This window comes from Micromonospora sp. DT231 (genome assembly GCF_049847025.1).
GTDB lineage: Bacteria > Actinomycetota > Actinomycetes > Mycobacteriales > Micromonosporaceae > Micromonospora.
Genome location: NZ_JBNCNO010000020.1, coordinates 17084 through 37023, shown reverse-complemented (window position 1 = coordinate 37023; position 19940 = coordinate 17084). Strand labels below are relative to the sequence as shown.

The window sequence follows — 19940 nt, the reverse complement described above, 5'->3', positions numbered from 1 at the left end:
GGTGACCGGCGAGGCGGCGCGCGCAGCGGGTCAGGGGTGCAGGACGCTGCGGAGGCAGCCGTCCTGCTTCTTCTCGAACAGTTCGTACCCGTGTGCGCCCTGCTCCAGGGAGATCGGGTGGGTGGCCAGGTAACCGGGGTCGATCTCGCCGGCGGCGAGCCGGTCGAGCAGCATCGGGATGTAGCGCTGCGCGTGCATCTGCCCCATCCGCAGCACCAGGGCCTTGTTCATGGCCGCGCCGAGCGGGAACTTGTCGACGAGACCCGCGTACACGCCGACGATGCTCACCGTGCCACCCTTACGGCACGCCATGATCGCCTGGCGGACCGAGGTCGGCCTGTCGGTCTGCGACCGCGTCGCCTGCTTCGCCCGGTCGTACGCGTAGGTCGGCCCGACGTCGTGCGACTCCATGCCGACGGCCTCGATGCAGGCGTCCGGCCCGCGCCCGGCGGTCAGCTCCCGCAGCGCCTCCAGCACGTCGGTCTCGGCGTAGTTGATCGTCTCGACGCCGACCCGCTCGGCGGCGGTGGCGAGCCGGTCCGGGAACCGGTCGATCATGATGACCCGCTCGGCGCCGAGGAGTTGCGCCGACCGGGCCGCCATCTGACCGACGCCCCCGGCACCCCAGACGGCGACCACCTCGCCACCGGTGAGCCCGCAGAAGTCCGCCGCCATCCACCCGGTGGGCATCGCGTCGGAGGCGAACACCACCGAGTCGTCCGGCACCCCGTCGGGCACCCCGAACGCGCCGATGTCGCCGAACGGCACCCGGATGTACTCGGCGTGCGATCCGGAGTAGCCGCCGGCGGCGTGCGAGTAGCCCAGGATGCCGGCCGGCGAGTGCCCCCACAGCTTCTCGGTGAACACCGGCTGGGGGTTGGAGTTGTCGCAGAGCGAGTACTGCTCGGTCCGGCAGTACCAGCAGCCACCACAGGCGACCACCGAGCCGACCACCACCCGGTCACCGACCTTGTGCTGTCGTACGCCGGGCCCGGTCTCCACGACCTCGCCCATGAACTCGTGGCCGAGGATGTCGCCCTCCCGCATCGCCGGCAGGTACCCGTTGATCAGATGCAGGTCGGAGCCACAGACGCTGCTCGCCCGGACCCGGACGATGATGTCGCCCTCGGCGCGGATCCGGGGCTCCGGCACGTCCCGGACCGCCAGCTTGCCGACGCCTTCCCAGCAGAGTGCCCTCACGCCCGCCCTCCCGTCATCAGCTTCTCCCGGACCTTGTCGGTCGCCTTCTCCTGCCTCGGGCTCCGGCCGGACGGGTCGTCCCGGGTGTCCATCACCTGGCCGCACTCGACGAGCGACTTCACCCGCCGCAGGGTGTCCCGCAGCCCCTGATCGGGGTCGTCGCCGCCGATCAGGCCGAACATCCGGCGTACCGGGCCCGAGCGGTACCGCAGCTCGGCCCGGATCTCGGTGCCCCGGTCCTGGGGGGCGTCGGCCAGCTCGATGCGCCCCTCCTGCGGCACCGGCCCGTCCTCGACCCGCCACCGCAGCGCGCCCGGCCCGTCGACGGTGATCTCCGCGCGCCACTCCGTGTCGCCGCCGGCCCCGTCGCGGGCCACGCACCGCCAGCGCCGGTCGTCGAGCTGCTCCAGGGTGGCCCACCCGGCCAGCGCGCGGTCCAGCCGTTCCCGGTCGGTCCAGAAGCCGATCACCCCGTCGCGGGACCGGTCCACCGTCACCCCGCGACGCACCACGTACCAGCCGTCCTGCCGCTCCGGCTGATGCCGACGCCGTCGGCGGGCCACCGCCCGTCCCACACCGACAGCGGTGACCGCGGTGACGCCGAGCACCGCCCATCTCGTTCCGTTGTGTGTCATCTCGTCTCCTCCATCCGGACGTCCGGGGATGGACAGCTCTTTCCGGCAGCGCTACCCGACGTCCGGCGGTCGAAACAACATCTCCGTTTGATCGGCGGGAATGCGGGCAGGTGCTGCTCGACCACCGGTTCACCACTGTCCTGGCGAGGAGGCACGTCGATGTCCTTGTTCAGCCCACCTGGTGACGCCCGGCGCGCCGCGCGCCGGTGGGGCGTCGACAGCGACCGCGCCGGCGCGTCGCCGGTCCACCTGCCGATGACGTACGTGCTGCCGCTGCGCTGGCACGCCGACACCGGCCTGGCCGAGCTGACCGGCTACCTGCGGTGGCTGGCCGACCGGGTCGAGGTGATCGTGGTCGACGGATCCGCACCGGACCTGTTCGCGCGGCACGCCGACGCCTGGCGAGGGCTGGTCCGACACCTCCCACCCGACGCCACCGCCCGCGGGCTCAACGGCAAGGTGATCGGCGTACGCACCGGAGTGCGCGCGGCGGGCCACGAGCACGTGGTGATCGCGGACGACGACGTCCGGTACGACGAGGCCGGGCTGACCGCCGTGCACCGGCTGCTGGGCCGGGTCGACCTGGTACGACCGCAGAACTACTTCGACCCGCTGCCCTGGCACGCCTGGTGGGACACCGGCCGGACGCTGCTCAACCGGGCGCTCGGGGACGACTACCCGGGCACCCTCGCGGTGCGGCGCAGCACCTTCCTCGGCATGGGCGGGTACGACCCGGATGTGCTCTTCGAGAACCTGGAGCTGATCCGTACCGTCCGCGGGTACGGCGGTGTCGAGGCCAGGCCGGCCTGGCTGTACGTCCGCCGCCTGCCGCCGGATGCCGCGCACTTCCGCGGCCAACGGGTCCGTCAGGCGTACGACGATCTGGCCCAGCCGGCTCGCCTGCTGACCGCGCTCGCGGTCCTGCCGGGGCTGGCGGCGGCGGTCGCGTCACGCCGGCCCCGGCTGCTGCTCGGCGCGGCGGCCGGGGTGGTCGTCCTGGCCGAGGCGGGTCGTCGTCGCGCCGGTGGTGACCGGGTGTTTCCGCCGACCACGGCCCTGGCGGCCCCACTCTGGCTGGTGGAGCGCGGTGTGTGCGGCTGGCTGGCGGTAGCCCAACGGTTCCTGCGCGGCGGCGTCCGCTACGGCGACACCCACATCCGCCGAGCTGCCAACCCCGCCCCGCACCACCCCCTAACCCGCGCGATCTTGCACTTTCTGTCGCGACAAGACGGCCCGCAATAGGACAAACCCCCGACAGAAACTGCAAGATCGACGGGGTTGGGGCGGGGGCGACAGCTCGCGGGCACCGGGGTGGTGGCCGCGAGCTGTCGTCGGGGTGCGGCGGGCGGAGTTAGGGGCTTACCTGGTGGCGGGCCTGCTGGGCCTGGTCCTTGACGTCGTGCGCGGCCGACCTGCTGTCGTCCTTGACCGCGTGCACGGCGTCCTGGGCGGTGGACTTCACCGACTGGGCGGCCTGCTGGGCGGGCTCGCGCAGCTCCTCCTTGAGCTCGCTTGCCACCTCCCCCAGCTTGTCCTTCACCGCACCGCTGTGCTCGCCGACCCGCTCCTTGAGCTGGGTCGCGGCCTGCTGCTCGCGGCGGGACGCCGGGATCAGCGACGAGGCCAGCCAGCCGACCCCGAACGCGATCAGACCGGCGGCGAGAGGGTTGCCCTGGGACTTCTGCCGGATCACCCGTGGCGCGCTGTGCGCGGCGTCGCTGACGGTGGTCGCCGCCGAGTGCGCGGCGTCGCTGACGCTGGAGGCCGCCGACGAGGCGCGGTCGCCCACCGAGTGGGCCGCCTGGCCGGTGCCGTGGCCGAGGTCAGACGCGGTTCCCATGACCTTGTCCCTCACATTCTGCAGAGCGGAACGGGCCCGCTGCTTGCGGTCGTCGACGATGCGGCTCGGGCTGACCTTGTACGCCAACGCGTCCACATCGGAGCTGAGGCTGTTACGGGTGGCTTCGATCTCCCGGCGGATCTGATCGGGATCGGTGCTCATCGGGTGACTCCCTCCGGGTGCGGCTTGAGCGCGTCGGGGATCCGCTGCACGCTGTCGTTCGTCTGCTTGAGGCCGCGTACGTGCTGGGCGTTCTTCTTCGCCATGGAGTAGAGGACGGCGCCGATCGCGGCCCAGACGACGGCCACGATCAGTGCGGCCAGGCCGGAGTCCATGACGTTGTCCAGGAACTGCCACACGGCGATGGACACGAAGAGCGCCACCATGTAGCCGCCGAAGCCGGCACCGCCGAAGAGCCCGGCGGCCTTGCCCGCCTTCCGGCCCTCCTGACGGATCTCGGCCTTTGCCAGCTCCACCTCCTGGCGCATCAGCGTCGACAGGTCGGTGGTGACCTGACGCATCAGGTCACCCAGCGAGCTGCCCTTCACCTCCGCAGCGGTGTGCGGGGCACCCGCGTCGGGGTGGTATCCGGAGCCCAGGCCGGACCCCTGCGTCGGCGTGGTCATGCCGTCGCCTCCCTTCGGATGACTCGGCGGCTCACGGGCGGGGGGTGCCGCTGGACGGAACGCCCGGCAGCGGGTCGGTCTGCTGCACCGGCGGCAGCGGCTGACCGGTGCCGGAGTGCTCGGGGTAGCCGTCCCGGCTGGGGTCGGCGTAACCGCCGGGCGTCGGGTCGGCGTAGCCGCCGGGCGTCGGGTCGGCGTAGCCGCCGGGCGTCGGGTCGGCGTAGCCGCCGGACGTCGGCTCGGTCTGCGTGCCGGGGGTCGGGTCGAGGTAGCCGCCCGGCGGGACGGCGTCCGGCACCGCGCGGGGCGCGGGCGGCGGCGTCGGGATGACGGCGGTCCGCTCCGGGTCGTACGCCCCGGCGCCCCGGTAGGACGAGGACCCGTTGCCGGAGTCGTCACCGGCGGCGGAGACGCTTCGGGTCAGCCGGCCGGCCAACACACCGAGGACCGCCGCGCCGACCAGGAAGGTGCCGGGGTTGCGCCGCGCGTAGTCGCGTACCTCGGTGATCAGGTCGCCGGGCTCGCGCTGCTCCAGCCAGCCGGCGACGCCGTGCACCCGGTCGGCGGCCTGACGGGCCAGCTCGGTCACCGGGCCGGCCTGACCACCCTGCTCGGCCATCGAGCGCATCTCGTCGGCCAGTGAACGCAGCCCGCCGGCGGCCCGACGCTGCTGCTCACCGGCCTGGCCGGCGAGCTGGGTGCGGGCCTCGCCGTACACGTTGCGGGCCTGCCGGGCCGCCTCGCGGCCGACCTCGGTGCCCTGCTCCTTCGCGGTCTGGGCGACCGCGCCGCCAGCCTGCGCGGCTTCGGAGCCGACGTGGCGCACCTGGTCGCGGACGCCGCCGCCGTTCGTCGAAGCCTGCCCGTACGTGGAAGACGTAGATGAAGGATCGTAAGACATGATTTCCCTTCCGCTCAGAAAGTCGTCGCGGTTGTGCTGGGGGGATGCGGTGCGTTGCCGCGACCGCTGACCATTCACCTACCCTCGGTTTCGCCTTCCATACTTCTTCGTGCATTTCTCTGCGCGGCCGGCTGGATCGACTTCAAAATGGAGGATCGTCGGGCTGCGTCATGTCGCCGCTGCGGACAGTGCGGTTCGCGAGGGCTCGCAGAGCCACGGAGGGGGCAGCGATGGCACGAGACGTGCGAGGTGGCCGACGGGCGGGTCCACGACCCCGGGTCCAGGTGGCCGCGCTGGTCGTGGCCGGGGTCTTCCTGCTGATCGGTGTTCTCGGCTTCGTCCCCGGCATCACCACCGACTACGGCGAGCTGAGGTTCGCCGGACACCACTCGGACGCGCGACTGCTCGGGCTGTTCCAGGTGTCGATCCTGCACAACGCGGTACACCTGCTCTACGGGTTGGTCGGCCTGGTGCTGGCCCGCAGCGTCGCCGGCGCCCGCGTGTTCCTGGCCGCCGGCGGGGCGAGCTATCTCGCGCTCTGGCTGTACGGCCTGGGCATCGAGGCTGTCGACGCCGAGAGCGGGGCGAACATCCTGCCGGTGAACGACGCCGACAACTGGCTGCACCTCGCCCTCGGCTTCGGGATGCTCGCGCTCGGGCTGCTGCTGTCGAACCAGGCGGGCACCGGCGGGCGTCTGGACAACCCGGCCGATCGGCACTGACCTGGAAATTTGGGGTTTCCCGGGCACGCCGGCCGGGGTAATCGAGCGGCGAAGGAGGTGCGACATGCCTCGTTGGCTACGCGACAACGCCCTGGCCTTCGCCATGCTGGGCGCATTCCTGATCTTCCTGGTGTTGCAGAGCGTCTTCGGCTGGCAGACCCACAACGAGGAGCTGACCGAGTTCGGGGCCGCGCCGCTGAGCTGGCCGGCGTACCTGACGAGTGGGCACTTCGTCGAGTCGGTCTTCGAGAACTGGGAGTCGGAGTTTCTCCAGATGGGCGGGTACGTCCTGCTCACCGCGCACCTGGTGCAGCGGGGCTCGGCCGAGTCGAAGCCGGTGGACCAGACCGACCGACCGGAGGACGACGAGCGTCGGGCCACCCCACAGTCACCCTGGCCGGTACGCGCCGGTGGCCTGCCCCTGGTGATCTACCGCAACAGCCTCTCCCTCGCGCTGCTGCTGATCTTCGCCGGGTCGTTCGTCGGCCACCTGTTCGGTGGCACCGCCGCCTACAACAAGGAGCAGGCGCTGCAGAGCGGCGCTCCGCCGATCGGCGTGTGGGAGTTCCTCGGCACCAGCGACTTCTGGTTCCAGTCCATGCAGAACTGGCAGAGCGAGTTCCTCGCCGTCGGAGCGCTGGTCCTGCTGAGCATCGTCCTGCGTCAGCACGCCTCACCCGAGTCGAAGCCGGTGACCGTCGCTCACGCCAGCACCGGGGCGTGAGCGGCGGCACGGCCGTCAGGCCGCGACCGGCAGTCGCTTGGCGAAACAGACGCTGTACGGGTTGCCCACGTACTCGCCGTAGACCGGGATCCGGTCGTAGCCACACGAGGTGTACAGCGCGATCGCGGCCGGCAGGTAGGTGCCCGTCTCCAGGCAGACCACCGACTGCCCCTGCCGGAACGCACACTCCTCGAGTGCGGCGAGCAGTTGACGGGCGATGCCCCGCCCCCGGTAGGCGGGCCGGACGTACATCCGCTTGATCTCGCCGGTTTCGGCGTCGATCGACTGGAGCCCGCCACAGGCGACCGCCCGACCGTTCACCACCGCCGCCAGGTAGCGGACGTCGTCGTGGGGGACGAAGACCTGCCCATCCAACCCACCATCAGCCGTCAGCAGCTCACGCTGCTGTGCGATGACCAGGGCGGCGATCTCCGGATCGGTGACGGGCCGTGACTCGATCAGCATCACCCCACGCTAGGACTGGTGGATTTCGCGGAGGTTTCCGGAAATCAACCCAATCACGGAGCGCAACGGACTACTCGGCGTCGCCCTCGTCGGTGTCCTCGTCGTCGTCGGAGGCGTCCGCGCCCACCTCGTCCGCCGATCGCACCCGGCGAGCCTTGCGGGCCGCGAGCCGGTCCGCCGCGGAGAGCCGGTTCGACTTCTCCTCCAGGCGGACGTCGGTGCCCCGGTTGCCGGGTACGAATTCCACGCCGGCGTACAGCGTCGGCTTCCAGTCGAACTCGCGCTCACCGATCCGGACCAGATCACCGGGCTCCGCGCCGGCCTTGGCCAGCTTGTCCTCCACCCCGAGCCGGGCGAGCCGGTCCGCGAGATAGCCGACCGCCTCGTCGTTGTCGAAGTTGGTCTGCTTGACCCAGCGCTCCGGCCGGACACCGCGAACGGTGAACGAGCCGTCCGCCTCGGCGGTGATGGTGAACCCGTCGTCGTCCACCGCGATCGGACGGATCACGATCCGGGTCGGCTCGGCGGGCGGCGCGGCCTTGCGCTCCGCCTCGACCAGCTCGGCCATCGCGTACGTCAGCTCCTTGAGCCCTTCCCGGGTGGCCGCGGAGACCTCGAACACCCGGTAGCCGCGCTCCTCCAGATCCGGGCGGACGATCTCGGCGAGGTCCCGGCCGTCCGGCACGTCGACCTTGTTCACGGCGACCAGTCGCGGGCGGTCGGTCAGCCCGCCGTACTGGCTCAGCTCGGCCTCGATGGCGTCGATGTCGGCGACCGGGTCGCGGCCGGGCTCCAGGGTCGCCGAGTCGATGACGTGCACCAGCACGGCGCAGCGCTCGATGTGCCGCAGGAACTCCAGGCCCAGCCCCTTGCCGTTGGCCGCGCCGGGGATCAGACCCGGCACGTCGGCGACGGTGAAGGTGTGGTTGTCCATCCGGACCACGCCGAGGTTGGGCACGAGGGTGGTGAACGGGTAGTCGGCGATCTTCGGCTTCGCGGCGGAGATCACCGAGATCAGCGACGACTTGCCGGCCGACGGGAAGCCCACCAGGCCCACGTCGGCGACGCTCTTCAGCTCCAGCACGATGTCCAGCTGGTCACCGGGCTCCCCCAGCTCGGCGAAGCCGGGGGCCTTGCGCTTGGCGTTGGCCAGCGACGCGTTGCCCCGCCCGCCGCGCCCGCCCCGAGCGACCTCGAAGGTGGTGCCGGCGCCGACCATGTCGGCGAGCACGGTGCCGTCGGTGGTCTGCACCACGGTGCCGTTGGGCACCTTCAGCATCAGGGTGCGGCCGTTGGCGCCGTCCCGGTTCGACCCGGCGCCGCCCTTGCCGTTGTCGGCCTTGACGTGCGGGTGGAAGTGGAAGTCGAGCAGGGTGGTGACCTGCGGGTCGACAACCAGGGACACGCTGCCGCCGTGCCCGCCGTTACCGCCGTCCGGCCCACCGAAGGGCTTGAACTTCTCGCGGTGGATCGAGACACAGCCGTGCCCGCCATCGCCGGCCTGCAGATGCAGAACGACCCGGTCAACGAACGTCGCCACGGCGTCAATCCTTCCAGCGAGGTCCGACCCCGCACTTCGAAAAAAGCTAAGCGGGCCGGGACCCGGAGGTCCGCGGCCCGCTTAGCCGGAGAACTACTGCTGCGGAACGATGCTGACGGTCTTGCGACCGCGCTTGGTGCCGAAGAGGACCGCACCGGCGGACAGCGCGAACAGCGTGTCGTCGCCGCCACGGCCGACCAGGTCACCGGGGTGGAACTTGGTGCCACGCTGCCGGATGATGATCTCACCGGCGCTGACGACCTGACCACCGAAGCGCTTCACGCCGAGTCGCTGGGCCGCGGAGTCACGACCGTTACGCGAGCTGGACGCACCCTTTTTGTGAGCCATTGGAGGACGACCTACTTCCCGCTGGAGATGCCGGTCACCTTGACCTGGGTCAACGGCTGGCGGTGACCCTGGCGCTTGTGGTAGCCGGTCTTGTTCTTGAACTTGTGGATCCGGATCTTCGGGCCCTTGGTGTGCGCGGCGATTTCGCCGGACACCGCGACCTCGGCAAGCTTCGCCGCGTCGGTCACCAGGTCGTCACCGTCGACGAGGAGCACCGCGGTGAGCTTCACCGCGTCACCGGGAGCACCGGTGAGCTTCTCGACCTCGATCACGTCGCCCTCGGCGACCTTGTACTGCTTGCCGCCGGTCTTGACGATCGCGTACATCGGAGGCGGACTCCCTGTCGTTGAGGCTGCTGGCGGTCGTCCCCGCAGCGGCTCGCCGGGTAGCAGTGCACGGCGGCGTGGGCACACGGGAACTCGGCACACCAAAGGTGGGCCGCAGGCAAGAGTACGCCATCGCCGGCCCGGACCCCAAACCGGCCCACCGTGGGGCCTGTTTCACCAGGACCGGCGGGCCCGGACGGACCGCCCTGACGAAACAGGCACTGGTCAACGCGCGCAGAGCTGGTCGAGGCGTTGCTGGAGCCTGTCGAGTTCGGTCTCGTCGATGGACTCGACGTCGGCGCCGAGCGCGGCGACCTCGGTGCCGAGGTCGGTGAGCAGTGTCTTGAGCTGCGGATCGGTGGCCCGCTCCGACTGCTTGCGCAGCTCGCTCCGCCAGCCGGTCAACGCCGCCTCGGCCCGTACGCGGGCGGCCTCGGCCTTATCGCTGTCCCCGGCGCCCACCGCCGCGACCAGTTGGCCCAGCTCGGCCACGTACGTGCGGACGGCTGTGGTGCTGGCCTGCTGGGCGGCGGCACAAACCTCCGTGGCGACGCCCGCGGCGGCACCACTTGCCGACCTGCCGCTGGGCCCGGAGGCCGTGTCACCTGTGGTCACGGCGGCCGGATCGGACCCCACGCCCGTCGGCCGGTCGGCGGAGCAGCCGGCCGCGTCGAAGAGCACTGCGATCAGCGCGGTGACGGCGAGCAGACGACGCATCTTCTTCTCCTGACCAGGGACGGCCGATCCTGGGCCGGAGTGGCCACCACGGCGAGGTCCCTCCCCCGTCACTTTGCCGGGGAAGGGACCTCGTCAAACACTTGGCCGGTCAGGCGGTCAGGGACGCGTCCGCCGGCGGGCGCCACCCCGGCGTGAACGGCGGCGGCCGGCGCCACCCTCGGTGCTGTCCTCGTCGCCCTCGCCGTCGGCGAGCGCGTCCGGGTCGTCCGCCGCGGCCAGCCGGGCCGACTCCCCCTGCTGACTGTCGGAGATCGCCGGCGCGGCGGCGGTGTCCGCCTCGTAGCGGGACAGGTCGTAGCCCATGGTGTCCTGGTAGTCGGCGTCCGGCTCGGCGCTGGAGTCGGTGTCGACGTCGACGACCTCGACCACGGCCCGCTCGGCCGGGGCGTTCTTGCGCGCCCGGCGACGGGACGACGCGGTGCCCTGCTCGGCGGCCGGGGCGGCGGCCACCGACGAGGCGACAGCCTTGACCTTCTCCGCGGCACCGGCAGCACGCGCCTTCTCCGGAACCGGCTCGGTGTGCATGATGACGCCCCGACCCTTGCAGCACTCGCAGGTCTCGCTGAACGCCTCCAGCAGGCCCGCGCCGATCCGCTTACGGGTCATCTGCACCAGACCGAGCGAGGTGATCTCGGTGACCTGGTGCTTGGTGCGGTCCCGGCCGAGGCACTCGGTGAGTCGGCGCAGCACCAGCTCACGGTTCGACTCGAGCACCATGTCGATGAAGTCGATCACCACGATGCCGCCGATGTCGCGCAGCCGGAGCTGGCGGACGATCTCCTCCGCCGCCTCCAGGTTGTTACGGGTGACGGTCTCCTCCAGGTTGCCCCCGGAGCCGGTGTACTTGCCGGTGTTGACGTCCACCACCGTCATCGCCTCGGTGCGGTCGATCACCAGCGAGCCGCCGGAGGGCAGGAAGACCTTGCGGTCCAGGCCCTTGATGATCTGCTCGTCGATCCGGTACTCGGCGAAGACGTCGCTGGTGCCGACGTGCCGGCGTACGCGGTCGACCAGGTCCGGCGAGACGTGCGACAGGTACGACTCGACGACGTCGTACGACTGCTCGCCCTCGATCACCAGCTCGCGGAAGTCCTCGTTGAACAGGTCCCGGACCACCCGGATGACCAGGTCGGGCTCCCCGTAGAGCAGCGCCGGGGCGCCACCCTCGGCCGCCTTGGCCTGGATGTCCTCCCACTGCGCCTGCAGCCGCTTGACGTCGCGGGCCAGCTCGTCCTCGCTGGCGCCCTCGGCGGCCGTCCGGACGATCACGCCCGCGCCGTCCGGGACCAGCTTCTTGAGCACGTCCCGCAGCCGCTTGCGCTCGTTGTCCGGCAGCTTGCGGCTGATCCCGGACGCGTTGCCGTTGGGCACGTAGACCAGGTGCCGGCCGGAGAGCGCGATGTGGCTGGTCAGCCGGGCGCCCTTGTGCCCGATCGGGTCCTTGGTGACCTGGACCAGCACCGAGTCGCCGGAGCGGAGCGCCTGCTCGATCGAGCGGGCCCGCCCTTCCAGACCGGAGGTGTCCCAGTTGACCTCGCCGGCGTACAGCACCGCGTTGCGACCGCGGCCGACGTCGACGAACGCCGCCTCCATGCTCGGCAGCACGTTCTGCACCTTGCCCAGGTACACGTTGCCGGCCATGGTGCCGGAGGAGTTGCGGGTGACGTAGTGCTCGACGAGCACCCCGTCCTCCAGGACGGCGATCTGGGTCCGGTCACCGCGCTGGCGGACCGCCATCACCCGGTCGACAGCCTCCCGGCGCGCCAGGAACTCCGACTCGCTGAGAATCGGCGGTCGCGTACGCCGCTGCTCCCGGCCGTCCCGGCGGCGCTGGCGCTTGGCCTCCAGCCGGGTCGAACCGGACACACCCTGCACCTCGTCGACGGTCCGGCGCGGCTCACGGATCTTGACCACGGTCGGTACGCCGTCGTCGGCGGCACCCTCCGTGTCGCCCGCGCCCCGGCGACGACGACGCCGGCGGCGACGCGTCAGGCCGTCCCCGCCCTCGGTCTCCTCGTCCTCGTCACCCTCGGTCTCGACCTCGGCGGTCTCTTCCTCGTCGGCCTGCGCCGCCTCCTCGGACTCCTCGTCCTCGGCGTCGTCGGCCCCGCCCTTGCCCCGGCCCCGACCTCGGCGACCACGCCGGCGGCGGCGGCGCGCGGCGGCGCTGTCGTCGTCGTCCTCGTCCGCCTCGGCGGCCTCGTCGGCCTCCTCGGTCGGCTCCTCCTCGGCCTCGATCACCTCGACCGGCTCCACCGGCTCGACCTCGCGGCGACCACGCCGACGGCGGCGGGACGGCTCCGCGGCCTCCTCCACCGCCGGTTCCTCGGCGACGGGAGCGGGCTCGACCGGCCGGGTCACCGGCACGGCGTCCGGCTGGGGGGCCATGAACAGCACGGTGGGCGCGGAGAGCGCGGCCCGCCGACGACGGGTACGCGGCTGCTCCGGCTCGACCTCTGCCGGCTCGATCGGCTCAGCTGTCACACCGGAGACGGCAACACCCGGCGACACCTCGCCGGCGCTGGTCCAGGGCGACCCGGCGGCGGTCGCGCCCGGGATGTCGTTCAGTTCGGCCTCGGCCTCGCGCAGGTCGGAGGCCGCCGGCTCCTCGGCGACGACCGGCTCCTCGGCCAACTCCTCGACGGGCGGCTCCTCGGCGACCGGTTCCTCGACCGCGGGCGGCTCCTCGACGGCCGCCGGGGTGGCCTTCTTGCGCCGGGTACGGGTCACCTTGACCGGCGGAACCACGTCGGCCGGTGCCCCCTCCGCGGAGGACGCGACAAGCGGCTCCTCGGCGGTGGTCTCGACCGGAGTGGCCTTGCGCCGGCGCCGGGGGGTTTTGGGCGCGACGTCCTGGTCGCCGGAGATCGGGGCGAAGACCTCCGCCTGCGGCGACTCGGCACTGGCGGCCTCGCTGGTGGACGCCTCGGCCGGCGCGTCGGTCTGCTCCGGCTGGCTGAGCGGGGCGGCGCGACGCCGGGTCGCCCGGGTGCGTCGTACCGGCGCGGCGGGCTCGGCGCTCTCCGCGCCGTCCGGCTCCACCGAAGCCGAACCGACGGCCGTGGTGGGGGTCGCGACGGCGGCGCCGTCGGCCGTGGTGCTCTGGTCGGCGGTTTCCCCGGCCGGCTGTGAACCGGTCCGTTCGCCGCCCTCGGGCTCGTTCTCGAGCATGGACGTTCTCCAGTTCTGGCTACCCCGGGCGCGGGTGAGCGCTGCCACGCAGGGTCGCCGCAAAAGTGTTTCCGCCGGGCGCGCGTGGTGCGCGACCGCCGAAGTCTGCCTGCCAGAGCACGGACCGTCGGTCAGTGCCCAACGATGGCTGCCCCGTCGCGATCCGCATCCAACGGATCCACGATCGCACCCTGCGCGGTCAACGTGCCCTGAGCCAGCCGGGTCACCCTCGGCGAAACCGGCGGCTCCAGGTCGGCCACCACGCGGAGGCCGGAAAGGACGTCATCGGGCCGTACGGACGGGGTGACCTGCCGCACGACCAGTTCGAGTATCGCACACGGTACGGCCGGCACCCCGGAAGGCGTCGGCGTTGGCGTGAGGACATCGACAGATATCACCGCGGCACGGGCGTCGAAGGTGCGTCGGCCCTGCTTGGTCATCCGCTCCACCAGCACCTCGTCCGCCGCGAGGAAGGCGTCCACCGCGGCGCGGAGCACCTCGGTCTCGACCTCGGGCAACTCGATGTGCCAGTGCGACGCCTCGATCCGGTCCGGGAGGTTGCCCCCCTCGGCGATCACGGCGTCCAGAACGTCCAGCCCCGGCGAGAGCGCGGCGTCCAACGCGGCCCGCAACTGCTCCGGGTCGACAGCCGCCTGGAGAGCGATTTCCAGGTACTCCGCCTCACTCGCCACCCCGGTGGGCGCGGCGCTGGCGTAGGAGATCTTCGGGTGCGGGTGGAAACCCTGGGAGAAGGCGACCGGCACGGCGGCCCGGCGCAGCGCGCGCTCGAACGCCCGGGCGAAGTCCCGGTGCGAGGTGAACCGCAGCGGCCCGCGCTTGGCGTACCTGATGCGGACGCGCTGGACGACCGGTGCCTGGCCGCCCTCGGGTTGAGGCTTCTTGGCGATCGTGGGCTCCTCGGGTGTACCTGCGTGTCCGACCATCCTGGCGCAGGGCCCGTGACGGCGCGCAGCCGGGGCGGTCGTCCGGCACCGACGAACCGGTGCAAACAGTTCGACACCACCATGACCACCTGCCGGAACGCCGATGGCCGGCCGGGCGACCCGAAGGTCATCCAGCCGGCCACCATGATCAGGACCCGTTACCGCTCCCGGGTGGGGGCGCCGGGGGCACCCCTCCCGGCGGGCCGTAGCCCGGCGGCGCGTAACCGGACGGTGGGGGGTAACCACCGCTGGGTGGGGCGTACCCCGCAGGTGGCGGATAACCGGACGGCGGTGCGTAACCGGCGCCGGGTGGGGGGTAACCAGCGCCCGGCGGCGCGTACCCGCCGGGGGGCTCCTGGTCGAGCAGGTGGTCCGGCACGTTGGCCGCCAGGGCCGCCTCGCGACGGTACCGACGTCGGTTCCAGATCAGGAACACCACCAGACCCAGCAGCAGCGCCAGCACCACCGCGACGCCGATGACGACCACCATCACCTGCTGGTCGGTGGGGCCGCCACGGTCGCCGTGCTGGGTGACGTCGAACTCCTCGGTCGCGTCCGCGGTCGGCGCGGGCGCCGGCTGGGCGGGCGCCGTCTGCGCGGGTGCCGCGGCCGGGTCGAGCAGCGGGTTGGCGGCGACCGGCGGCACGTTCGCGCTCAGTGCGGTCACCGGGTCGATCAGGCCGAAGCCGTACTGCGGGTCGCGGCCGGCGGGACCGGCGTCCCGGGCCGTGCGGATGATCCGGTTGATCACGTTGGCGGCGTCGAGGTTCGGATACTTCGAGCGGATCAACGCGGCGATGCCGGAGACGATCGCGGCCGAGTCGGAGGTGCCGTCACCCCAGCCGTAGCCCTTGTCCCGGCCGACGTTGTAGATGTCATCGCCAGGTGCGGCGACCACGGCCTCGGGACCCTGGACCGACCCGGACCAGAACTTGCCGCCCCGGGTCGTCCCGGTCACGGCGATCACGCCAGGAACGCTGGCGGGAGCCTCGACCTTGACGCTGCCGTTGGCGATGTTACCGGCGGCGACCACCACGACGACGTCGTGCTCCCAGGCGTACTGGATGGCACTGACCTCTTCGGGGCTGACGGCCGACGGCTTGCCCAGTGAAATGTTGATCACCTTGGCGCCACCGTCGACGGCCATCCGGATGCCGCGGCTGACCAGCGCGTCGTTGTAAGGCGCGTCATCCTCTGCAGAGTCGTCCAGCCTGATGGGCAGGATCTTCGCGCCGGGAGCAATGCCGTCCACGCCGTCGGGGCCGGCGTTCGTCGCCGCGATGATGCCGGCCATGTGCGTGCCGTGCCCCTGCGCGTCGACCCGTCCGTCTCCGCTGCCGCCGTCGCTGCGGCCGCCGGGAAGCACCTGGCCCTTCAGGTCCGGATGGTTGGCGTCGACGCCGCTGTCGATCACGGCCACGACCACACCGCGCCCGGTGGACAGCTGGTGCGCCTGCTCCATCCGGAGCTCGTCCACATACCACTGCTCGGCTCGCCGAGGTGCCGCCGCCGCCGGCTGGGCGGCCCCCAGCACCAGGAGCCCCACCAGCAGGCAGGCCGTGACCGGCCGGAGCGCTCCGACGTTCAGTGTCATCCGTCCGTCCTCATCGCAGGATGCCCGGGGTCGCCCCGTCACCAGGACCCCACGGATCGTCGTCCTCAGTCAACCACGACGAGTGCTCCGAACCCGTGCCACCACCGCCGTGCCCGGCACCGCCCGCGCCGCCCATCATGCCGCCCATCCCGGCGCCGCCCATCCCGGCGCCGCCACGCGCGCCGCCCGCCAGGCCGGCGCCGCCCGCACCGGCGGCGGTGCGCAACGCGTTCGCCGCGCTCGTCATCGGCGGCACCTTGCCGTTACCGCCACCCACCATGCCGGGGATGCCGCCCATGCTGCCCACGCCGGCGCCGCCCAGGCCACCGCCACCGGACCCGATGCCACCGCCCGCGCCAACGCCGCCACCGAAACCACCGCCGGCACCACCGAGGCTGGCGCCACCGAGGCCGCCACCCGCGCCGCCGTATCCGGCGCCAAGGCCGCTGGGCGCGGCGCCGGCCAGACCGGTGCTGTAGCCGTCGTCGACACCCGGATATCCCGAACCGGTGGGCGGAGGGGTGAACGCGCCGGAGCCGCCGCCGGTGGAGGAGCCGTCGCCGAATCCGCTTGTCGGGGGCGGGGAGAACGGGCCGCCGACCGACGTCGGCCCACCGCTCAAGTCGGCGCCGCCGCCGGGCAACCGGCTGCCGATGTCCGGGCCGCCGCCGATGCCGCCGCCACCGCCACCGCCACCGCCGCCGCCGCCGATGTCAGGTCGGCCCTTCGGCGGCACCCGATCGTCAGGTCGGTAGTCGTCCTGATAGCGCCCCGGATCGCCCACCTGAAGCTTCGGACGCTCGGTGTAGACCGCCTGGGGCAGCGGCGACATCGCGGTGTTGGCCGCCTGCTGGTTGTCCCGGTACCAGTTGTCGAGGTGGTCCTTGGTGTCCCACCAACCACCCCGCTTCTGGTCACCCGCCTGGCCGTCGACCTTCATGGTCGCCTCCAGGTCGTCGGCCTTGTCGCGGAACGCGCCGTCGGCGTACGACCCGGGGTTGCTCTGGTAGTCCTTCCGCAGCGCGGCGAGGAAGCCCGACGCGCTCTCGCCGTCGCGGGCGTCGTCGAGCTCGGTGCCGTTGGGCAGGCTCCACTCGTTGATGCCGAAGTCGTCGCCCAGGGGGACCGGGATCGAGGCGACCGCCGCGCGGATGTCCTGCTCGATCCGCCCCAGCGCGCCGCTGACGTTCGTCGCGTCGGTGATCAGATCCTCGACCTGCTTACCGATCTCGCCCAGGTGCTCGCGATAGGCGTCGCCGCCGCTGCCCTTCCAACCGGCGAGCATGCCGGGCAGGCCGCCGACGTGCGGGCGCTCCTGGCCGGTCGCGATCGGGCCGACGAACGAACGGCCGACCAGCGCGTCCCGCAGCTGCGTCAGGCCGGAGGAGATGTTTCCCCACCCCTGCCCGACCGAACCGACCGTCTCCGGGTCGGCGGAAAGCGTCACCTCGCGGACGCACCGCTCCCAGGTTCCTCCAGCCATGACGTCCCCCTCAGGCCGTGTACGGGTAGGTGGGCGTGCCGCCGGCAGGGGGCGGCGGAGCCGCCGACTCGAGCAGCCGCTCGATCTCCTTGCCGTTGGCGGCGTTGCGTGCCTCGGAGTCCCGGAACGCCTTGGCGATGTCCTCGGTGCCCTTCTTGAGCGCGGCGAGTTTCTGGGAGAGCGTCTGGAGGTGCAGCTCCATGTTGCTCGTGGACTTGGTCAGCGCCTGCCACTGCATGCGGGCGTCCTCGTACGCGCCGAAGGGAGTGCCGCCCGGGACCGTCTGGGCGCTGTTGCTGTCGCCCTTCATCCGTTCCTTGACGCGCTCCATCTCATAACTGATGGTGTCGTCGACGTACTGCTTCAGTCGATCGACGTACGCCGCGGCGGCGTCCAGATCCTCGACGCTCACCTGTAGATCGCCGGTGTTCGGCGGCGGGATGGTCCCCATTGAGCTTCCTCCCCCGTTCCCGACCCGCCGGGTCGGTCCATGTCAGACGCAGCGTATCGACAGTGGCCCAGTCGGGGCAGCCCCGTCCGGACCCGTCGATTTCAGCGACGCAGCCGAGGCACCAGCAAAGCGATCGAGAGCCCGACCGGGATCATCACGCTCAGGAAGATGACCACGCCACTCCAGCCCACCTCGCCCCGCATCGCCTGCACGCTCTCGAGGACCAGCAGGCCCACCAGGACCAGAGCAACCACCGAGAGCATCACCAGTAGCACCCACGCGACATCACGGCTCATCGGTGGTCCTCCCGCGTGGTATCAGCGACATTGGATCGTTGAGGAAGGTGTCGACGTCAACGTCGACGCCTCGCCACTGCAGACCGGACATGACCTCCGCCCGCCGCTGCTCGGCAAGCGCCTCGGCCGCCCGGACCGCGGCCACCACGGCCTCGCCGAGGGTGACGGTGTCCACCGTACGGTGTGCGCGCGCGGCGACGGAGACGTCGAGCAGTTCCTTGGCGCCGGATACCGTGGCCGTGACCAAGCCATCCGCGGCGGTCCCGACGAACTGCTCGTGGACCAGTTGCCCGGTCCCGCTGGTAGCGGTCTCCAGCAGCGTCGTTATCTCCGTGACCAGTTGCGCGACATCGATACTTCTCATCAGAGCCCCCGGACAGCCTCTCGAAAGACGGTGATCGGATCCGGCGCGTCACCGTCCCAGTCCACCGGCGCCGCCACGACGTCGTCGAGGCTGGCCCGGGTGCCCTGCGCCGCGGCGAGCCGGGCGGCGGTCACCGCTTGGCGGCAGTGCGTGCCCAGGAGGTTGGCGGGCAGGTCACGGACCGCCCGCGCACTGATCCGTACGTCCGTCAACTCCCCTGCCCCGTCGACGACGGCGACGATCGTCGCGGTCTCGTCGAATCCCTCGTACGTCCGATCCTGGGCCTCGGCCACCGCAGCGACGAGATCGCGGGTGGCCTCCTGCGCCCGACGGATGGCCGGCTCGTACGCCTCGGTGCGGCCCACCTCCCGGACGGCCTCCATCGCCCTGCGGTAGGCGTCCTTCGTCACTGCCCCTCCGCCCGACCTGGTATCGAGATCTGCTTGTTCCAGCTCTCCGGGTCGCCGACGATCTCCCGGTAGCCGTCCCCGATTCGGGCGCTCTCCGCGTCGATCTTGCCCCCGGTCACCTCGAAACCCCCTCGAAGTCCGACCATCGCGGTGCCAATTGCGCTGCTCGCGCCGCGCATCGCCTGCATCAGGGTGACGATCGCGATCAGGATGCCGGACATGAACGAGGCCCAACTGCCGATGATCGCCCACTTGAGGGCGGGGCTGGCCGGCCCACTGCCGTTCGCGGCGAGGCAGGCGGCGATCGCGATGCCGGTGCCAGCCGCCCAGGCCCAGAAGAGCGACTCAAGGCCGTCTGCGACGTTGTTGCAGGCGGCCGAGGCCTCCTTGGCGAGTTCCGTGAGTGCCGCCAGGGGGCTGACCACCTTGGTTTCCAGGAAGCTGGTGAAGACGTCCGCCCCGGCACCCGTCCACAGGGGGTCGACCTGCCCGCGTAGTCGATCCAGCCGGCCGGTGAGGTCCGAGAACTCCCCCGCGAGGTCGGTCCACTTGTCGTCGGCCTCCTGGAACGGAGCCCAACTGCGGATGTTCATGACGGCGATCGGGCTGACAAAGGCCATCGCCAGCGCCCCCGCGCCGGATGGCTCGGCGGCCACCGCGAGCGCCCCGCCCAAGCCGATGATGATGGCGTCCAGGCCGATCGTGCGAGCCGTGTCGATGCCGGAAACGACGTTGTCCATGGAAGTTCGCCCCCGTGTGCCGTCGAAGAAGAACCGGGCCGGTCGCGGCGACGCGCTCAGTCCAGTGCGGTGTCGAAGGACTGACCGTGCCGCTCCTCCATCGCGCGGTAGTGCGCGACCACCCGGTCGAGCCCGTGCGCGACCTCGCCGAGCGCCGCGGCGAGCGCCGACACGGCCTGCGTGGTCGTCTCGTACATGTCGGCGTACGCGGCGGAGAAGCCGGCGTCGAACGCGGGTGCGGCCCCGGAGGGCAGACGCAGGTACTCGATGGCGGGGAGCGCTCCGGAGCGGAGCGACTCGGCCGACTCTGACATTTCTGAGGCGAGCTCACCGAGCTTGCCGGTGTTCATGGAGAAACCGGACACCGCGCCTCCTCCGTCCACGCCAGTCACCCGCCGAGCACGAAACCCGGCGGGTGTTGT

General features: G+C 71.8%; 23 protein-coding genes. 3 read left to right on the top strand and 20 right to left on the bottom strand.

The window, feature by feature from the left end; all coding sequences use genetic code 11:
* Window positions 1-30: 30 nt before the first annotated feature.
* Together ACPXBU_RS33015 and ACPXBU_RS33010 are read right to left on the bottom strand one after the other, a co-directional pair.
* The gene (locus ACPXBU_RS33015) at window positions 31-1200 is read right to left on the bottom strand and encodes a zinc-dependent alcohol dehydrogenase (RefSeq protein ID WP_425761182.1); all 1170 of its coding nucleotides are present in this window, start codon (window positions 1198-1200) and stop codon (window positions 31-33) included.
* Window positions 1197-1835 (bottom strand): cyclase, encoded by a 639-nt coding sequence (locus ACPXBU_RS33010; RefSeq protein WP_425761181.1) that lies wholly within the window; start codon window positions 1833-1835, stop codon window positions 1197-1199. The genes ACPXBU_RS33015 and ACPXBU_RS33010 overlap by 4 nt, the downstream gene beginning before the upstream one ends.
* A gap of 159 nt (window positions 1836-1994) precedes the next feature.
* Between ACPXBU_RS33010 and ACPXBU_RS33005 the strand changes: the two genes are divergently transcribed.
* Window positions 1995-3077, top strand: a complete 1083-nt coding sequence (locus ACPXBU_RS33005) for a glycosyltransferase (protein ID WP_425761180.1) — start codon at window positions 1995-1997, stop codon at window positions 3075-3077.
* 109 nt (window positions 3078-3186) lie between these two features.
* Here the strand turns inward: ACPXBU_RS33005 and ACPXBU_RS33000 are convergent, their stop codons facing one another.
* Genes ACPXBU_RS33000 through ACPXBU_RS32990 form a run of 3 tightly spaced genes read right to left on the bottom strand, consistent with a single transcriptional unit; the run spans window position 3187 to window position 5202 of the window.
* Window positions 3187-3837, bottom strand: coding sequence for a DUF3618 domain-containing protein (locus tag ACPXBU_RS33000; RefSeq protein ID WP_393375615.1), 651 nt, complete (start codon window positions 3835-3837; stop codon window positions 3187-3189).
* Window positions 3834-4301 (bottom strand): phage holin family protein, encoded by a 468-nt coding sequence (locus ACPXBU_RS32995; RefSeq protein WP_393375617.1) that lies wholly within the window; start codon window positions 4299-4301, stop codon window positions 3834-3836. Before ACPXBU_RS32995 ends, ACPXBU_RS33000 begins: the two co-directional genes overlap by 4 nt.
* Before the next feature lie 31 nt (window positions 4302-4332).
* Entirely contained in the window at window positions 4333-5202 is an 870-nt protein-coding gene (locus tag ACPXBU_RS32990; protein ID WP_425761179.1) for a hypothetical protein, read from the bottom strand.
* 230 nt (window positions 5203-5432) lie between these two features.
* Here ACPXBU_RS32990 and ACPXBU_RS32985 point away from each other — a divergent pair, with 230 nt between their 5' ends.
* Window positions 5433-5924, top strand: coding sequence for a DUF4383 domain-containing protein (locus ACPXBU_RS32985; RefSeq protein WP_393375623.1), 492 nt, complete (start codon window positions 5433-5435; stop codon window positions 5922-5924).
* Window positions 5925-5988: 64 nt separating this feature from the next.
* Window positions 5989-6648, top strand: a complete 660-nt coding sequence (locus ACPXBU_RS32980; RefSeq protein WP_393375626.1) for a DUF6766 family protein — start codon at window positions 5989-5991, stop codon at window positions 6646-6648.
* A gap of 15 nt (window positions 6649-6663) precedes the next feature.
* On the opposite strand, the gene ACPXBU_RS32975 is transcribed toward ACPXBU_RS32980, so the two are convergent.
* From ACPXBU_RS32975 to ACPXBU_RS32905, 15 genes are all read right to left on the bottom strand, one after another.
* On the bottom strand, window positions 6664-7113 hold the full coding sequence (locus tag ACPXBU_RS32975; RefSeq protein ID WP_393375628.1) for a GNAT family N-acetyltransferase: 450 nt from the start codon (window positions 7111-7113) through the stop codon (window positions 6664-6666).
* Between the two features lie 70 nt (window positions 7114-7183).
* Window positions 7184-8653 (bottom strand): GTPase ObgE, encoded by a 1470-nt coding sequence (gene obgE / locus ACPXBU_RS32970; RefSeq protein WP_425761178.1) that lies wholly within the window; start codon window positions 8651-8653, stop codon window positions 7184-7186.
* A 93-nt stretch (window positions 8654-8746) separates the two neighbouring features.
* A complete protein-coding gene (gene rpmA, locus ACPXBU_RS32965; RefSeq protein ID WP_007464062.1) occupies window positions 8747-9001 on the bottom strand; it encodes a 50S ribosomal protein L27 in 255 nt (84 codons plus the stop codon).
* An 11-nt stretch (window positions 9002-9012) separates the two neighbouring features.
* Window positions 9013-9327 (bottom strand): 50S ribosomal protein L21, encoded by a 315-nt coding sequence (gene rplU / locus ACPXBU_RS32960; protein WP_007464063.1) that lies wholly within the window; start codon window positions 9325-9327, stop codon window positions 9013-9015.
* Between the two features lie 225 nt (window positions 9328-9552).
* Complete coding sequence (locus ACPXBU_RS32955; protein WP_425761177.1) at window positions 9553-10044, bottom strand: hypothetical protein; 492 nt, start codon at window positions 10042-10044, stop codon at window positions 9553-9555.
* Between the two features lie 117 nt (window positions 10045-10161).
* Window positions 10162-13236 carry an Rne/Rng family ribonuclease gene (locus ACPXBU_RS32950; RefSeq protein WP_425761176.1) on the bottom strand — a complete coding sequence of 1025 codons (3075 nt, stop codon included), beginning with the start codon at window positions 13234-13236 and terminating at the stop codon, window positions 10162-10164.
* 131 nt (window positions 13237-13367) lie between these two features.
* Window positions 13368-14180 carry a TIGR03936 family radical SAM-associated protein gene (locus ACPXBU_RS32945; RefSeq protein ID WP_425761175.1) on the bottom strand — a complete coding sequence of 271 codons (813 nt, stop codon included), beginning with the start codon at window positions 14178-14180 and terminating at the stop codon, window positions 13368-13370.
* Window positions 14181-14328: 148 nt separating this feature from the next.
* The gene (mycP, locus tag ACPXBU_RS32940) at window positions 14329-15774 is read right to left on the bottom strand and encodes a type VII secretion-associated serine protease mycosin (protein ID WP_425761174.1); all 1446 of its coding nucleotides are present in this window, start codon (window positions 15772-15774) and stop codon (window positions 14329-14331) included.
* Between the two features lie 10 nt (window positions 15775-15784).
* Window positions 15785-17257 (bottom strand): WXG100 family type VII secretion target, encoded by a 1473-nt coding sequence (locus ACPXBU_RS32935; protein ID WP_425761173.1) that lies wholly within the window; start codon window positions 17255-17257, stop codon window positions 15785-15787.
* Window positions 17258-17267: 10 nt separating this feature from the next.
* The gene (locus ACPXBU_RS32930) at window positions 17268-17708 is read right to left on the bottom strand and encodes a hypothetical protein (RefSeq protein WP_425761172.1); all 441 of its coding nucleotides are present in this window, start codon (window positions 17706-17708) and stop codon (window positions 17268-17270) included.
* A 101-nt stretch (window positions 17709-17809) separates the two neighbouring features.
* The gene (locus ACPXBU_RS32925) at window positions 17810-18004 is read right to left on the bottom strand and encodes a hypothetical protein (RefSeq protein ID WP_425761171.1); all 195 of its coding nucleotides are present in this window, start codon (window positions 18002-18004) and stop codon (window positions 17810-17812) included.
* Window positions 17994-18368 (bottom strand): YbaB/EbfC family nucleoid-associated protein, encoded by a 375-nt coding sequence (locus ACPXBU_RS32920; protein ID WP_425761170.1) that lies wholly within the window; start codon window positions 18366-18368, stop codon window positions 17994-17996. The genes ACPXBU_RS32925 and ACPXBU_RS32920 overlap by 11 nt, the downstream gene beginning before the upstream one ends.
* Window positions 18368-18778: a YbaB/EbfC family nucleoid-associated protein gene (locus ACPXBU_RS32915; protein ID WP_425761169.1), complete on the bottom strand. Its 411-nt coding sequence runs from the start codon at window positions 18776-18778 to the stop codon at window positions 18368-18370. Before ACPXBU_RS32915 ends, ACPXBU_RS32920 begins: the two co-directional genes overlap by 1 nt.
* Window positions 18775-19518, bottom strand: coding sequence for a hypothetical protein (locus ACPXBU_RS32910; RefSeq protein WP_425761168.1), 744 nt, complete (start codon window positions 19516-19518; stop codon window positions 18775-18777). Before ACPXBU_RS32910 ends, ACPXBU_RS32915 begins: the two co-directional genes overlap by 4 nt.
* Window positions 19519-19574: 56 nt before the next feature.
* Complete coding sequence (locus tag ACPXBU_RS32905) at window positions 19575-19883, bottom strand: hypothetical protein (RefSeq protein WP_425761167.1); 309 nt, start codon at window positions 19881-19883, stop codon at window positions 19575-19577.
* Window positions 19884-19940: the final 57 nt, after the last annotated feature.

Bases quoted from the DNA above. Each gene is read 5' to 3' on its own strand.
- ACPXBU_RS32930 (WP_425761172.1), bottom strand. From the start codon at position 17,708: ATGGGGACCATCCCGCCGCCGAACACCGGCGATCTACAGGTGAGCGTC.
- ACPXBU_RS32910 (WP_425761168.1), bottom strand. From the start codon at position 19,518: ATGGACAACGTCGTTTCCGGCATCGACACGGCTCGCACGATCGGCCTG.
- ACPXBU_RS32985 (WP_393375623.1), top strand. From the start codon at position 5,433: ATGGCACGAGACGTGCGAGGTGGCCGACGGGCGGGTCCACGACCCCGG.
- ACPXBU_RS32975 (WP_393375628.1), bottom strand. From the start codon at position 7,113: ATGCTGATCGAGTCACGGCCCGTCACCGATCCGGAGATCGCCGCCCTG.
- ACPXBU_RS33010 (WP_425761181.1), bottom strand. From the start codon at position 1,835: ATGACACACAACGGAACGAGATGGGCGGTGCTCGGCGTCACCGCGGTC.
- rpmA (WP_007464062.1), bottom strand. From the start codon at position 9,001: ATGGCTCACAAAAAGGGTGCGTCCAGCTCGCGTAACGGTCGTGACTCC.
- ACPXBU_RS32980 (WP_393375626.1), top strand. From the start codon at position 5,989: ATGCCTCGTTGGCTACGCGACAACGCCCTGGCCTTCGCCATGCTGGGC.
- ACPXBU_RS32990 (WP_425761179.1), bottom strand. From the start codon at position 5,202: ATGTCTTACGATCCTTCATCTACGTCTTCCACGTACGGGCAGGCTTCG.
- ACPXBU_RS33005 (WP_425761180.1), top strand. From the start codon at position 1,995: ATGTCCTTGTTCAGCCCACCTGGTGACGCCCGGCGCGCCGCGCGCCGG.
- ACPXBU_RS32925 (WP_425761171.1), bottom strand. From the start codon at position 18,004: ATGAGCCGTGATGTCGCGTGGGTGCTACTGGTGATGCTCTCGGTGGTT.
- ACPXBU_RS32945 (WP_425761175.1), bottom strand. From the start codon at position 14,180: ATGGTCGGACACGCAGGTACACCCGAGGAGCCCACGATCGCCAAGAAG.
- ACPXBU_RS32995 (WP_393375617.1), bottom strand. From the start codon at position 4,301: ATGACCACGCCGACGCAGGGGTCCGGCCTGGGCTCCGGATACCACCCC.
- ACPXBU_RS32920 (WP_425761170.1), bottom strand. From the start codon at position 18,368: ATGAGAAGTATCGATGTCGCGCAACTGGTCACGGAGATAACGACGCTG.
- ACPXBU_RS32950 (WP_425761176.1), bottom strand. From the start codon at position 13,236: ATGCTCGAGAACGAGCCCGAGGGCGGCGAACGGACCGGTTCACAGCCG.
- rplU (WP_007464063.1), bottom strand. From the start codon at position 9,327: ATGTACGCGATCGTCAAGACCGGCGGCAAGCAGTACAAGGTCGCCGAG.
- ACPXBU_RS32955 (WP_425761177.1), bottom strand. From the start codon at position 10,044: ATGCGTCGTCTGCTCGCCGTCACCGCGCTGATCGCAGTGCTCTTCGAC.
- ACPXBU_RS33000 (WP_393375615.1), bottom strand. From the start codon at position 3,837: ATGAGCACCGATCCCGATCAGATCCGCCGGGAGATCGAAGCCACCCGT.
- ACPXBU_RS32935 (WP_425761173.1), bottom strand. From the start codon at position 17,257: ATGGCTGGAGGAACCTGGGAGCGGTGCGTCCGCGAGGTGACGCTTTCC.
- mycP (WP_425761174.1), bottom strand. From the start codon at position 15,774: ATGACACTGAACGTCGGAGCGCTCCGGCCGGTCACGGCCTGCCTGCTG.